Genomic DNA, 14,360 nt, shown 5'->3' on the forward strand with positions numbered 1-14,360 from the left:
GCCGATTTTCTTAGTGAAATCGGCTTTTTTTTTGATTTATTACTTGATATAAACAGATTTTAAATACTCTTTCAATGTTTGAGGTTTTCTTCCTAAAATGGTTTCTAAATTTGGGAAGGGTTTATCAAAATCGTTATTTTTAATTCCGGCTGCAAATCCTAACGACATTTGAATAATAGGTTCTGGTAAACCAAATCCTTTTAAGGTTTCTGCAAAAACTTCAGGAGTTGGACTCACGTATGTGACTTCTTTTCCTGATACTTCAGTTAAAATTTCTGCTACATCAGTATAAGAATAATTTTCTGTGTTTGTTAAAGGTAAACTCTGATTATCAAATGCAACTGATACAACTATTTTTGAAATCGCTTCCGCTAAATCCGTTCTTGAAGCATAGGCTACTCTACCCTCACCCGCTGGGAAAAAGACACCTGTATCTAAAACTTGTTCACCAATAAACATTGGAATGACATCTGCATATAACGAATGTTGCAACATCGTATAAGTAAAACCATTTTGTTTGATGTAATCTTCCGTTTGGTAATGATCTTCTAAAAACCCTTTTAATGGTGAAGTTTCGATATCATTCATTGACATACTTGTGTACAAAATATGCTCTACTCCTGCTTTTTTTGCTGCATCAATCGCATTTTTGTGCTGTCCAATTCTGTCATTAAAATCATTTGATGAAATTAAAATTAGCTTTTCTACCTCTTTAAAAGCTTCCACTAACGAATTGGGATTGGTATAATCTCCTACTCTAATTTGAACGCCTTTTTCTTTTAATTCTTTTGCTTTTTCTTCACTTCTGACTAAAACCGCAATTTCACTTGGAGAAATCTGTGTTAACAAATGCTCTACGATTTGACTTCCTAATTGTCCTGTGGCTCCTGTAACTAAAATCATAATTATTATATTTTTAAGTTTATTATTTTACTACAACAAAAGTACTTATATTTGCTATACAAAATATACTAGTATCTTAAAGTATAGTGCTATACTTTGGTATACCACTAAATCAAATGTTATGAAATTAGAACAGTTAAGTATCAGTGAAATAAAGGCTTGCCCAATAAATTATGTATTGGCAATTAATGACACCATGAATGTGATAAGTGGAAAATGGAAGTTACCTATTATTGGAACTTTGTTGTACGAAAAGAAACGTTTTACTGAAATTCAGAAAAATATTGGAAAAATAACACCACGTATGCTTTCAAAAGAATTGAAAGAATTAGAATTAAATGGTGTCATTACTCGAAAAGTCTATGATGCCACACCCGTTTTAGTAGAATATGAACTTACAGAATCCGCTAAAAGATTAAGTGAAGTGTTGGATAAAATGGTAGATTGGGGCTTGCAACATAGAACAAGTTTATTTAGTTAAAAAAAAAGACCATCAAATTGATGGTCTTTTTTATATGATTATTTCAATTTCTAGTCATTCATAGAAATTAAAAACTCTTCGTTATTTTTTGTTCTTTTGATACGAGATTCAATAAATTCCATAGCTTCTACTGGGTTCATATCAGCTAAGTATTTACGTAAAATCCACATATGTTGTAATGTTGATTTGTCTAATAATAAGTCGTCACGACGCGTACTTGAAGAAACCAAATCGATAGCTGGGAAAATACGTTTGTTAGATATTTTTCTATCTAATTGTAATTCCATGTTACCAGTTCCTTTAAATTCTTCGAAGATAACTTCGTCCATTTTAGAACCTGTTTCTGTTAATGCTGTTGCGATAATACTTAATGAACCACCGTTTTCAATATTACGAGCGGCTCCAAAGAAACGTTTTGGTTTTTGTAACGCGTTGGCATCTACTCCTCCACTCAACACCTTTCCAGATGCGGGTTGAACTGTGTTATAAGCTCTTGCCAAACGTGTAATTGAATCTAATAAAATCACTACATCGTGTCCGCATTCTACCAAACGTTTTGCTTTTTCTAAAACAATGTTTGCTACTTTTACGTGACGGTCTGCAGGTTCATCGAAAGTAGAAGCAATGACTTCGGCACGCACACTACGCTGCATATCGGTAACCTCTTCCGGTCTTTCATCAATTAATAAAACAATTAAATATACTTCAGGATGGTTTGCTGCAATTGAATTGGCAATATCCTTTAATAGCATGGTTTTACCTGTTTTTGGTTGTGCTACAATCATGGCACGTTGTCCTTTACCAATTGGCGAGAACATATCGATAATTCTTGTAGATATAGAGGTGTTTTTTCCTGATAAATTGAATCTTTCTTCAGGGAAAAGTGGTGTTAAATGTTCGAAAGAAACTCTATCACGAATCACTTGTGGATCGTGACCGTTGATTTTTAATACTCTAACTAAAGGGAAAAATTTCTCTCCTTCTTTTGGAGGTCGAACCACACCTTTAACGGTATCTCCTGTTTTTAATCCGAATAAACGAACTTGAGATTGTGATAAATAAATATCGTCAGGAGAAGCTAAATAATTATAATCCGAAGAACGTAAGAAACCATAACCATCTGGCATCATTTCTAAAACCCCTTCACTTTCAATAATTCCGTCAAATTCAAAATCAGATTCGCGGAAGTTTTTATTTCCGTTGTTCTTATTAAATTTTGGATTGTTATTTTGGTTATTATTTTTCTTAAAATTTGGATTGGGATTGTTTTTTTCTTGTTCAGCTGTTTCCGCTTTTTCTTCGTTAGAAGGTTCTGCTACAACATTTTCTGCATTCTCATTAGCGTCAGAATTTCCATTTTTTTCGGTTTTATCTTCAACAACTTTCTTTGGCTGCTGACTGTAAGCTTCTGATTTCATTTCCGCATCTAATTCAAAAGATAAAGTTTCTTGAGCTTTACTGGCTTGTTTAGCTGTAGGTTTCTTGATTCTGGCACGTTGCGTTTTCGCTTCACTTTCCTCAGAAACTGGAGTAATTTCTTGAACTTCCTGAACCTCTTTGACTTCCTTAACTACTTTTGCAACTGGTGCTTTTTTTGCAGGTTTTTCTGCTTTTGGTTTTGGTTCAGGAGTATTTTGTAAGTCTAATATCTGAGTAATTAATTCATCTTTTTTTAAAGTTTTGAATTTTTGAATATTAGCTACTTTGGCAATTTCTTGCAAATCAGAGAGTTTCATCCCTTTTAATGTAGATGTATCAAACATAAATGTTTACGGATTTTTTAATCTTAATAAAATGAAAAAAATGTGATAATAAAATAAAAAAATTGTGATGAGAATTTTTTACTTTTAAAGTATCGTATAATGAAGTACTTACGATTATTCTATGCAATATTACGAATATTTTATTATAAAACAATAGTTTTTTAAAAAAAGAAAACATATTTTTGTGACTATAAAAAGTAAAAATGTTACAAAGAATTCAATCGGTTTATTTATTTATCTGTATCTTACTATCAGGTGTTTTACCTTTTTTTATTAATATATGGACCGTTGCAAATAAGTCAGCTATTTTTGCAGCAGACAATAAATTATATATTGGTTTATTTTTAATTTCGGCAGTTTTAGCTGCTATTAGTATTTTTAGTTTCAAGAAAAGACAAAACCAGTTTGTGATAAACAGACTGAATATGATATTAAACTTTATTATAATAGGATTATTAGTATATCATTCACTAACTCTATCTGGAGAAGCGCAAGTTTCTGAGAAAGGTATTGGGATGCTTCTACCCATTTTTTCTATCTTTTTTCTTGCTTTGGCCAACAAGGCAATTAAAAGGGACGAAGATCTCGTAAAATCTGTGGACAGAATACGATAAACCTATCATCTTAGCTTATTAGTGCGTAGAAAATCCGTTTAGTGAAAACTAAGCGGATTTTCGTTTTTAGTTCAGTTTTGTATCTTTCAACTTCGTAAATCAAAAATCTGAAATCGTAAATTTTATTTACTTGTCTCCTATTTCAATAATCTCTAAACTCTGAATTTTATCGCCATCAATTTCAAATCGTAACATGGTTCTTTTTTGATGAAAACCGGAAATTCCTGCTGCACCAGGATTCATATGTAAACAGTTTAGTTTCTTATCGAACATCACTTTTAATATATGTGAATGGCCACAAATAAATAATTTTGGTGGATTTTTAGTTATCTCTTCTCTAATTGCAGGACTATATTTTCCTGGATAACCGCCAATATGAGTAATCAAAACCTCTACACCTTCGCAGAAAAAACGATTGTTTAAAGGGAATTCTAAACGCGCTTCATGATTGTCAATGTTACCAAAAACAGCACGTAAAGGTTTTAGTTTTTTAATCGTATCTGTAACTTTTAAATCGCCAATATCACCCGCATGCCAAACTTCATCTGCTAATTTTACGTATTTTAAAATGGTTGCGTCAATGTGACTGTGCGTATCTGAAAGTAAGAGTATTTTTTTCATAAGACAAAAGTAAGATTTTAAAGAGCCAAGTAAAAAGGCAAAAGTAATAAAGTTGTAAAAAAGTTTTACCACTAAGAAACTAAGACAAGAATGATATTTAAACTTTTTAACACAGATTAAAGAAATTTTAATAATTTTTATAATTTCTCCAATCTGTGTTAAAAAAAATGAATTTGATATTGCCATTGAAAAACATTATTTTTGCCAAACTAAATTATAAGAATTGAGATACTTCATCGAATTTGCCTATAACGGAAAAGAATATTTTGGGTTTCAAGTGCAACCGAATGCCATTTCAATTCAGGAAACTTTAGATAAATCTTTATCTTTATTACTTAGAGAAAAGATTGAAATTGTTGGTGCTGGACGTACTGATTCTGGTGTTCACGCCAAACAAATGTTCGCGCATTTTGATACAGAAGTTGAGTTTGATGTTACAAATACGATTCAGAAATTAAACTCGTTTTTACCAAAAGATATTGCCATTTTCAATATTATCGAAGTAAAATCTGATGCTCATGCCCGTTTTGATGCTACGAGTAGAACCTACGAATATCACATCAACACCTTTAAAGATGTTTTTAATTCTGAAGGAAGTTGGAAAGTGCATCATAAATTAGATTTAGATTTAATGAATGAAGCGAGTAAAATACTTTTCGAATACATTGATTTTGAATGCTTTTCTAAAATTCATACCGATGTAAGAACCTTCAATTGTAAAATTACAGAAGCACATTGGCAACAAAATGAAAATCAAATTATTTTTACAATCACGGCTGATAGATTTTTGCGAAATATGGTTCGTGCCATCGTGGGAACACTAATAAATGTTGGTATTCACAAAACATCTTTGTCAGATTTCAGAAACATTATTGAAAGCAAAAGCAGAAATAAAGCCGGTTTTTCAGTTCCTGCTCACGGATTATATCTAACAAAAGTAAAATATCCTTATCTTTAGCCTTTAAAAATCATATAAGCCAAATGAGCGTTTTAAAATCATCCTCTTTTAAAAAAGTATTACAATATGCCAAGCCATTTAAAAGCAAACTAGTTAGCGTTGCTTTTTGGGCTATTTTTTTGGCTATTGTTGCCGCATTAAGACCTTTGGTTTTAAATATTACTATCGATAAATACTTCGTAAATTCAGGTAAAGAAACCAATGTAATTCAGGATTATTTTCTAAATGTAATGAGTTTTATTCTTCAAGATGGCAATAACGCTTACAACATTAAAATATTGGTAGCATTAATGCTTTTTATACTGATTTTAGAGGTTGTCGCGCAATATTTCTTCGTTTATGTTTCAAGTTGGTTAGGACAAGATATTGTTAAAGTCATTAGAGAAAAACTTTTCGCACATTTAGCCAGTTTCAAAACCAAATATTTTGACAATGAACCCGTTGGAAAACTTATTACGCGTTGTGTTTCCGATATGGAAAATATTGCCAGTATTTTCAGTCAAGGTTTGTTTATGATTGTCAGTGATTTTTTAAAAATGATTATCGTCTTAGCTTTTATGCTGATTATCAACTGGAAAATTACAGCTATTGTTCTATTAATTATGCCCGTTATTTTAATTGCGACAAACATTTTCAACAAAAAAATGAAAGTAGCTTTTAACGAAGTACGTAATGAAGTGGCCAATTTAAATACCTTTATTCAAGAGCGATTAACCGGAATGAAAATTGTTCAATTGTTTAATAGAGAGCAAATTGAATTAGAGAAATTTAAAGAAATTAACCATAAGCACAATAAAGCTTGGTTGAAGAATATTTTATACAATAGTATCTTCTTCCCTATTGCTGATATTATTTCAAGTATTACTTTAGGTTTAGTAGTCTATTTCGGTGCGTTATTTATCATTAACGGCGATACAGAAACTAGTGTTGGACAACTAATTTCGTTCAATATGTACATTTCCATGTTGTACAATCCATTACGTCAAATTGCGGATAAATTCAACGTGATGCAAATGGGAATTGTTGCGGCGGATAGAGTTTTTGAAATTTTAGAATCGGATGTAGAAGTTCAAAATGATGGAACGATTCATACTGAAAAATTCAATGGTAATATCAAAATTGAAAACGTACGATTCAGTTATCTTAAAAATGAAGAAATTCTAAAAGGTATCAATCTTGAAGTCAAAGAAGCCGAAACCGTTGCTATTGTTGGTGCTACTGGTGCGGGAAAATCGACTATCATCAATTTATTAAATCGTTTTTACGAAATAGATTCGGGGAAAATTTTAATCGACAACATTAATATTAACGATTATACTTTAGAAACTCTTCGAAAAGAAATTGCCATGGTTTTACAAGATGTTTTCTTGTTTGCCGATTCCATTTACAATAATATTACCCTTTTCGATGAAAACATTAAAAGAGAAGATGTTTATGAAGCTGCGAAGAAAATCGGAATTCACGATTTCTTAATGTCTTTACCCAACGGATACGATTATGATGTAAAAGAACGTGGTGTGATGTTATCTTCTGGACAACGCCAATTAATTGCCTTTTTACGCGCATATATTAGTAATCCAAGTATTTTGATTTTGGATGAGGCGACATCTTCTATCGATTCCCATTCAGAAGAATTAATTCAAAAAGCCACCAAAACATTAACTGAAGGAAGAACTTCAATAATCATCGCGCATCGTTTGGCAACCATCGTAAATGCAGATACTATTATTGTGATGGACAAAGGTTTAATCGTTGAAAAAGGTAAACACAAAGAATTATTAAAACTAGAAAACGGATACTATAAAAAATTATACGAAGCACAATTTGAAAAACCCGAAGTTGTATCGTAAAAATAAATAAATATTTACTAATTTCGCAATCAGAAAAAACAAGAAAAACACACATTATGACACGAGCGTAAGCGACTGCATATTTTACAATAATAAATAAACACAATAAAATATGAAATACGATATTATAGTTTTAGGAAGTGGTCCTGGTGGATATGTTACAGCAATTAGAGCCTCACAATTAGGATTTAAAGTTGCCGTTATTGAAAAAGAAAATTTAGGTGGCGTTTGTTTAAATTGGGGTTGTATTCCAACAAAAGCATTACTAAAATCAGCTCAAGTTTTCGATTATTTAAAACATGCTGCTGACTACGGATTAAAAGTAGATAATGTAGATAAAGATTTTAACGCAGTTGTTGCCCGTTCACGTAATGTGGCTGGTGGAATGAGCAAAGGTGTTCAATTCTTAATGAAAAAAAATAAAATTGATGTTATCGATGGTTTTGGAAAAGTAAAACCAGGTAAGAAAATTGACGTGACTGCCGCTGACGGAAAAGTTACTGAATATTCAGCTGACAACATTATTATTGCTACTGGAGCTCGTTCTCGTGAATTACCAAACTTACCACAAGATGGTGTAAAAGTAATTGGATACAGACAAGCAATGACTTTACCAACACAACCAAAATCTATGATTATTGTAGGTTCTGGAGCAATTGGGGTGGAATTTGCTCATTTCTATAACTCAATGGGAACTGATGTTACGATTGTTGAATTTATGCCAAATATTGTACCTGTTGAAGACGAAGACATTTCTAAACAAATGGAGCGTTCAATGAAAAAAGCGGGTGTAAAAATTATGACTAATTCTTCTGTAGAGAAAATTGATACTACAGGAAATGGTGTAAAAGCTACTGTAAAAACAGCTAAAGGAGAAGAAACTTTAGAAGCTGAAATTTTACTTTCTGCCGTTGGAATTAAAACTAACATTGAAAATATTGGTTTAGAAGAAGTTGGAATTGCAACTGATAGAGATAAAATCTTAGTAAACGATTTCTACCAAACTAATGTTCCAGGATATTATGCGATTGGAGATATCACTCCAGGTCAAGCTTTAGCTCACGTGGCTTCTGCTGAAGGAATTTTATGTGTGGAAAAAATCGCTGGTTTACACGTGGAGCCATTAGATTACGGAAACATCCCAGGTTGTACATACGCTACTCCAGAAATTGCTTCTGTAGGTTTAACTGAAAAAGCAGCTAGAGAAAAAGGTTACGATATCAAAGTAGGTAAATTCCCATTCTCAGCTTCAGGAAAAGCAACTGCTGCTGGAACTACAGACGGATTCGTAAAAGTAATTTTCGATGCCAAATACGGTGAATGGTTAGGTTGCCATATGATTGGTGCTGGTGTTACAGATATGATTGCTGAAGCAGTTGTAGCAAGAAAATTAGAAACTACTGGTCATGAAATATTAAAAGCAGTTCACCCTCACCCTACTATGAGTGAAGCGGTTATGGAAGCTGTTGCTGCTGCTTATGATGAAGTAATTCATATTTAAGATTTACGAATTTAGATTTACGAAGAATTATATAAATACCAAAACCGTCTTGTTGCAAAACTTGACGGTTTTTTTGTGGATAATTTTTACGAATAATTATATAAGTTTTTCTGAATATTATATAAATACTATTGACAACAAATCAACTAATTTTATATCCTAAATCATAAAACTTAAACATTATGAAAAATAAGACATTTAACTCAAAAATTTTAAAAATAGTCGTAATACTTGTATTATTAGTTACATTTTTACTTCCAGAATCAACTTTTGCACAACCTCCAAAATGGGCGCCAGCTCATGGATACAGAGCAAAAACTAGACATATTTATTTTCCACAACAAAATTTTTATTATGATATTCAAACACATCATTATTTATATTTAAATAATGGTAATTGGTTGGTAAGTGTTGCAATTCCTGCTCCTTTCATAAGTATAAACTTAGGAAGTGCACCCCAAATTCAATTAGATTATTATGGAGCTTATCCATATTATTACAATTCCAACCATCGTGTAAAATATAAAGCGGTTAAGGCAAAAAAAATGAGTCCTAAAAAAGTTGTCATAATTCAAGGAAACAATAATCGAAATAACAATAAAGTTAATAGTAACAGAGGAAATGGAAATGGCCACAGCAATGGAAAAGGAAAAGGAAATGGAAAAAACAAATAGCTTTTATTAAGCATCTTAAAAACCGTCTTGTATCTAAACTTGACGGTTTTTTTTATTTATTATTCAGAAAAGCACAATTTATTAATTAAGAACTACTTACAAATTCACTAAAAATAAATATTAAAAAATTTGTAACTTATTATTTACACCTACGTATAATAATAGATTTTTATTTTAAACGACCTTCAAATGGCACATAGGTGTTAATACTTACTTTTCAAAAAACAATTCTTATTACAGAATTTGAAACTGCACAATCTCAGATTAACCGCATTTTAATCTCAGTTTAGAATAAAAATCAAAAAACAGTTATCAACTTTACTATTTTATTATGACATCAATTTTCGATTTTTGGTGGGTGCTATTACTAGTACTTACTATTATTTTTTACAAATTTGTTTTACGTGTATTCTTCGGAATGGTTATTGTTCCGGAAGACAAAATTGGTTTAGTTACCAAAAAATTCGTGCTTTTCGGAGCCGACAAATCTTTACCAGATAGTAGAATTATAGCGACTAAAGGTGAAGCAGGTTTTCAAGCACAATCTTTAGCTCCAGGTTTATATTGGGGTATGTGGATTTGGCAATATGCAGTAGATATGACTTCTTTTACCATTATTCCAGAAGGTAAAATTGGGTTGGTTTTAAGTAAAGATGGAAAAGAAATTCCAACAGGTAGAATTTTAGCACGAAAAGTAGAATCTGATAATTTTCAAGATGCCAAAGCTTTCTTAGACAATGGTGGTCAAAAAGGACGTCAAACCGCTTTCATTACGAGTGGTTCGTATCGTATCAATACGTATTTATTTGAAATCGTAATTATAGATCAAGTTAAAATCTATGAAAATATGATTGGAATAGTTACCGCCTTGGATGGTGAACCGATTCAACAAGGTCAAATTGCTGGTAAAAACGTAGAAGGACATAATAATTTTCAAGATGGTGATACCTTTTTAGAAATTGGAGGAAATAGAGGTTTACAACCACAAGTTATGTTGGCTGGTTCGTATTACATCAATACTTGGGCCTTTCAAATTGAACAAAATCCGATGACAGATGTGCCAATCGGTTATGTAGGTGTGGTGATTTCATACATTGGTGAAGATGGTAAGGATGTAACTGGCGATACATTTAAACATGGAAATATCGTTTCAAAAGGACAACGAGGTGTTTGGATGGAACCACTTGGACCAGGTAAATATGCGTTAAATAAATATACCACAAAATTAGAACCTGTTCCAACCACAAACTTGGTTTTAAACTGGGCAAATGCAAGAAGTGAATCACACGATTTAGATAAAAATTTATCTACAATTACGGTACGATCAAAAGATGGTTTCCCATTTAATTTAGATGTAGCACAAATTATTCACGTTCCTGCTAACGAAGCGCCAAAAGTAATTGCTCGTTTTGGAAGTATGACGAATTTAGTTTCTCAGGTTTTAGAGCCAACAATTGGAAATTATTTCAGAAACTCCGCTCAAGATAGCGACGTAATTTCCTTCTTAAGTACTCGTAAAGAAAGACAAGAATCAGCTAAAAATCACATCAAAACGGTTTTAGATGAGTATAACGTAAATGCTGTTGATACGTTAATTGGAGACATTGTACCACCTGATTCATTAATGAAAACGCTAACAGACAGAAAATTAGCGGAAGAAGAACAAAAAACATATCAAACCCAAAAAATGGCGCAAGAACAACGTCAAGGTATGGAAAAAGAAACTGCGATTGCCGATATGCAAAAAGAAATTGTTCGTGCATCTCAAAGTGTTGAAATTGCACAACGTACAGCAGATGCAACCGTTAAGAAAGCTGAAGGAGATGCAACTAGTTTAAAATTAAACGTAAATGCAGAAGCTGAAGCTACAAAAATGAGAGCTAATGCAGAAGCTGAAGCTACAAAAGCAAGAGCTGGTGCTCAAGCAGAAGCTACCAAATTAAACGCAAGCGCTGAAGCTGAAAAAATATCAAAAACAGGTTTAGCTGAAGCTGAAAAAATTATGGCAATTGGTAAATCAACTGCTGAATCGTATCAATTACAAGTTTCTGCAATGGGTGGTGATAACTTTACAAAATATAAAATTACCGAAGAAATAGGTAAAGGAAATATTAAAGTGATTCCTGATGTTTTAATCTCTGGAACGAATGGTTCTGAAGGTGGTATCAGTGGTTTATTAGGTATGAAACTCATGGAAATGATGGATACCAAAAATGAGGATAAAAAGTAATAATTTCAATCCGTCTCGATAATTCGGGACGGATTTTTTTATAATTTTATAAATTAATCGACAGTTATAAACTTTCAATTAATCGTGATATATTTGTACTTTAAAATTACATAATCAAGAAGTGAATAATACCAAAAAAGAAGAGAAAATCTGGATAACTTGTTCTGATTGTAAAGGACTTGGCAAAAAAAGCAAGAAAGTATCCAAAAAATCCCGACTTCGCTATCAAATAGCAGTAGAGCAATTTGACAAATCAAATGGAAATTTAAATATTCCAGTTCGTCCAATTGGTCAACTTTATTCTTGTAAATGTTGTGATGGATCTGGTTTGCAACTTTCTGAAAAACTTCCAATTTCTGATAATAATTATCCAAATGTTGCTATAATTGGTGGTGGAATAGCTGGAGTAGCTTTAGCTGTAGCATGTTTTCATCGTGGTATTCCTTTCACTCTTTATGAGCGAGATTCTAATTTTAATACTAGATCGCAAGGCTATGGACTTACTTTGCAACAAGCTAGTAAAGCCATGAAAGAATTTGGTATCTTATCCTTAAAAGATGCTGTAATTTCAACAAAACATATTGTTCACACTTCTGATGGAAAGATAATTGGAGAATGGGGAATGCGAAAATGGTTAGATCCTAATTCGAAAACAAATTCAAAACGAACTAATATTCATATCCCTAGACAATCCTTACGTTTAGCTCTACTTGAGCAACTTCATACAAATAATGCCATAAATTGGAATCATCAATTAGTCGATTTTAAAGAAAGTGAAGACCAAGGTGTAACCTTAAACTTTCTTGTTAATGGAGAATCTAAAACAGTTAATGCTGATCTTGTAGTTGGTGCCGATGGTATTCGTAGTGCTGTTAGAAAATTACTAATCAGTGAAGAAATTAGTCCTTTACGATACTTAGGTTGTATGGTAATATTAGGAATTTGTAATTTGGATGCACTTGAAGGAATTGAAAGTAATTTACTAGATTCTGCTACGGTTTTTCAAACAGCAAATGGTATTGAGCGCATTTATATGATGCCTTATACTTCGGATACAATAATGTGGCAATTAAGTTTTCCAATTTCTGAAGAAAAAGCAATAGCGTTAAATAAGCAAGGAACAAAAGCACTCAAAGAAGAAGCTTGTAGAAGAACGCAATGGCACAACCCTATTCCACAAATTTTATTAGCTACATTAGAAACTCAAATTTCTGGTTATCCAGTTTATGACCGAGAATTACTTCTACCAGAATTATTAGAAAAAGGAAAACAAATTACTTTGATTGGTGATGCAGCTCATCCCATGAGTCCTTTCAAAGGACAAGGTGCTAATCAAGCTTTGCTAGATGCTTTAGCTTTAGCCAGAGGAATATCAAAAGGATGCAAACCTTCATCACAATGGAAAGAAACCGGAATTAGAAAAAGTGTTCTGACTGCATTTGAATCAGAAATGTTAAAAAGAAGCGCGTCAAAAGTAACCGATTCAGCAGATGCTGCAGAGTTTCTTCATACTGAAGTTGCACTGTTTGAAGGAAATGAAACTAGAGGAAGTTGGATAAAAAAATCAAAAGAATAAATAAAGCTAGTTTGGTATGGTATTTGTAATTTACTTCTTAGTTTAATTAAAATTAGTAATTATGAAAACACAAACAGTAACAACCAAAAGTTTTAAAATCTTTGTAATAGTCATATTATTAAGTTTATTTATTTTTCCAGAAGCTACATTTGCACATGGAAAACCTCCAAAATGGGCGCCAGCTCATGGATATAGAGCAAAAACTAGACATATTTATTTTCCTGATCATAATTTTTATTACGACATTCAAACCAATAATTATTTGTATTTGAATAATGGAAACTGGTCAGTAAGTATTGCGGTTCCAAGACCTTTTATTAACATTAATCTTTCTAGATCTGTACAAGTTCAATTAGATTTTACAGGAAATGCGCCTTACAGATACAATACAGATCATTGTACCAGATATAAAAAAGTAAAAGTATACAAACAGCCAAAACATCAAGTTATTTACGTCAAAGAAAATCATGGAAAAGGTCATGGAAAAGGTCATGGCCATGGAAACAAACACGGAAAAGGAAAAGAAAAAAAACACCATGATGACTAGTGTTTAAACTAATAAGAATGGAATCTGCTAATTAATTTTAGCAGATTTTTTTTTATATTTACTTTTTATTTAACTAAAACAATAAACTATGGCCGCAATAAATACTTACTTAATTTTTAACGGAACTTGCGAAGCTGCTTTTCTTTTTTATAAATCTGTTTTTGGTGGCGAATTTGAACAAATCAGTAAATTTGGCGATATGCCCTCTTCTGAAGAAATGCCTTTATCAGATGAAGATAAAAACCGTGTCATGCACGTTTCTTTCAATATTGGAAATTCTATATTAATGGGAAGTGATAGTAATTCACAAAGTAGCGATGTGGTTTTTGGAAATAATTTTTCAATTTCAATAAATGCAGGAAGCAGAGAAGAAACGGAAAAACTTTTTAATGGATTATCTTCAGAAGGCAAAATTACAATGCCTTTACAAGATACTTTTTGGGGCGCTTATTTCGGAATGTTTACCGATAAATTCGGAATCAATTGGATGGTAAATTTTGATGAACCACCACAATAAAATATAAAAACCAGACAAGTTTTTGAAACTTGTCTGGTTTAAAATATTAGAATCAGAAATAAATTCAGATTAAATCCCAGCAATAACCTTTAACTCATTTACAAATCGTTCCGCCAAAAATCAGC

At 32.0% G+C, this 14,360-nt stretch carries 13 protein-coding genes; 10 read left to right on the plus strand and 3 right to left on the minus strand.

Translation table 11 applies throughout. The features are described 5' to 3' along the window. Positions 1 to 39: 39 nt before the first annotated feature. Positions 40 to 903 carry an SDR family oxidoreductase gene (locus UEQ13_RS04300; RefSeq protein ID WP_329805143.1) on the minus strand — a complete coding sequence of 288 codons (864 nt, stop codon included), beginning with the start codon at positions 901 to 903 and terminating at the stop codon, positions 40 to 42. A gap of 121 nt (positions 904 to 1,024) precedes the next feature. On the opposite strand from UEQ13_RS04300, the gene UEQ13_RS04305 reads away from it, so the two are divergent. Then, a complete protein-coding gene (locus tag UEQ13_RS04305) occupies positions 1,025 to 1,384 on the plus strand; it encodes a winged helix-turn-helix transcriptional regulator (RefSeq protein WP_329805144.1) in 360 nt (119 codons plus the stop codon). Positions 1,385 to 1,434: 50 nt separating this feature from the next. Here UEQ13_RS04305 and rho read toward each other — a convergent pair whose 3' ends face one another. Next, the gene (gene rho / locus UEQ13_RS04310) at positions 1,435 to 3,147 is read right to left on the minus strand and encodes a transcription termination factor Rho (RefSeq protein WP_329805145.1); all 1,713 of its coding nucleotides are present in this window, start codon (positions 3,145 to 3,147) and stop codon (positions 1,435 to 1,437) included. 203 nt (positions 3,148 to 3,350) lie between these two features. Between rho and UEQ13_RS04315 the strand changes: the two genes are divergently transcribed. Next, on the plus strand, positions 3,351 to 3,761 hold the full coding sequence (locus tag UEQ13_RS04315; RefSeq protein WP_329805146.1) for a DUF4293 domain-containing protein: 411 nt from the start codon (positions 3,351 to 3,353) through the stop codon (positions 3,759 to 3,761). A gap of 126 nt (positions 3,762 to 3,887) precedes the next feature. Here the strand turns inward: UEQ13_RS04315 and UEQ13_RS04320 are convergent, their stop codons facing one another. After that, positions 3,888 to 4,382 (minus strand): metallophosphoesterase family protein, encoded by a 495-nt coding sequence (locus UEQ13_RS04320; RefSeq protein WP_091315974.1) that lies wholly within the window; start codon positions 4,380 to 4,382, stop codon positions 3,888 to 3,890. 223 nt (positions 4,383 to 4,605) lie between these two features. Between UEQ13_RS04320 and truA the strand changes: the two genes are divergently transcribed. The 8 genes from truA (at position 4,606) to UEQ13_RS04360 (ending at position 14,235) form a co-directional block, all read left to right on the plus strand. After that, positions 4,606 to 5,340 carry a tRNA pseudouridine(38-40) synthase TruA gene (gene truA / locus UEQ13_RS04325; protein ID WP_329805147.1) on the plus strand — a complete coding sequence of 245 codons (735 nt, stop codon included), beginning with the start codon at positions 4,606 to 4,608 and terminating at the stop codon, positions 5,338 to 5,340. Positions 5,341 to 5,363: 23 nt separating this feature from the next. Then, entirely contained in the window at positions 5,364 to 7,190 is a 1,827-nt protein-coding gene (locus tag UEQ13_RS04330; protein WP_329805148.1) for an ABC transporter ATP-binding protein, read from the plus strand. Between the two features lie 112 nt (positions 7,191 to 7,302). Then, entirely contained in the window at positions 7,303 to 8,691 is a 1,389-nt protein-coding gene (gene lpdA / locus UEQ13_RS04335) for a dihydrolipoyl dehydrogenase (RefSeq protein ID WP_329805149.1), read from the plus strand. Positions 8,692 to 8,873: 182 nt separating this feature from the next. Then, a complete protein-coding gene (locus UEQ13_RS04340; protein ID WP_329805150.1) occupies positions 8,874 to 9,365 on the plus strand; it encodes a hypothetical protein in 492 nt (163 codons plus the stop codon). 331 nt (positions 9,366 to 9,696) lie between these two features. After that, entirely contained in the window at positions 9,697 to 11,595 is a 1,899-nt protein-coding gene (locus tag UEQ13_RS04345; protein WP_329805151.1) for an SPFH domain-containing protein, read from the plus strand. A gap of 121 nt (positions 11,596 to 11,716) precedes the next feature. Then, positions 11,717 to 13,171, plus strand: coding sequence for an FAD-dependent oxidoreductase (locus UEQ13_RS04350; RefSeq protein ID WP_329805152.1), 1,455 nt, complete (start codon positions 11,717 to 11,719; stop codon positions 13,169 to 13,171). A gap of 61 nt (positions 13,172 to 13,232) precedes the next feature. Then, a complete protein-coding gene (locus UEQ13_RS04355; RefSeq protein ID WP_329805153.1) occupies positions 13,233 to 13,718 on the plus strand; it encodes a hypothetical protein in 486 nt (161 codons plus the stop codon). A gap of 88 nt (positions 13,719 to 13,806) precedes the next feature. Next, entirely contained in the window at positions 13,807 to 14,235 is a 429-nt protein-coding gene (locus tag UEQ13_RS04360) for a VOC family protein (RefSeq protein ID WP_329805154.1), read from the plus strand. Positions 14,236 to 14,360: the final 125 nt, after the last annotated feature.

Origin of the sequence: Flavobacterium facile (assembly GCF_036321945.1) — a bacterium.
GTDB lineage: Bacteria > Bacteroidota > Bacteroidia > Flavobacteriales > Flavobacteriaceae > Flavobacterium > Flavobacterium facile.

Excerpts from the sequence above, each read along its gene's own strand:
- rho (WP_329805145.1), bottom strand. The coding sequence starts at position 3,147 with ATGTTTGATACATCTACATTAAAAGGGATGAAACTCTCTGATTTGCAA.
- UEQ13_RS04320 (WP_091315974.1), bottom strand. The coding sequence starts at position 4,382 with ATGAAAAAAATACTCTTACTTTCAGATACGCACAGTCACATTGACGCA.
- UEQ13_RS04360 (WP_329805154.1), top strand. The coding sequence starts at position 13,807 with ATGGCCGCAATAAATACTTACTTAATTTTTAACGGAACTTGCGAAGCT.
- UEQ13_RS04340 (WP_329805150.1), top strand. The coding sequence starts at position 8,874 with ATGAAAAATAAGACATTTAACTCAAAAATTTTAAAAATAGTCGTAATA.
- UEQ13_RS04305 (WP_329805144.1), top strand. The coding sequence starts at position 1,025 with ATGAAATTAGAACAGTTAAGTATCAGTGAAATAAAGGCTTGCCCAATA.
- UEQ13_RS04330 (WP_329805148.1), top strand. The coding sequence starts at position 5,364 with ATGAGCGTTTTAAAATCATCCTCTTTTAAAAAAGTATTACAATATGCC.
- UEQ13_RS04355 (WP_329805153.1), top strand. The coding sequence starts at position 13,233 with ATGAAAACACAAACAGTAACAACCAAAAGTTTTAAAATCTTTGTAATA.
- lpdA (WP_329805149.1), top strand. The coding sequence starts at position 7,303 with ATGAAATACGATATTATAGTTTTAGGAAGTGGTCCTGGTGGATATGTT.
- UEQ13_RS04345 (WP_329805151.1), top strand. The coding sequence starts at position 9,697 with ATGACATCAATTTTCGATTTTTGGTGGGTGCTATTACTAGTACTTACT.
- UEQ13_RS04315 (WP_329805146.1), top strand. The coding sequence starts at position 3,351 with ATGTTACAAAGAATTCAATCGGTTTATTTATTTATCTGTATCTTACTA.
- UEQ13_RS04300 (WP_329805143.1), bottom strand. The coding sequence starts at position 903 with ATGATTTTAGTTACAGGAGCCACAGGACAATTAGGAAGTCAAATCGTA.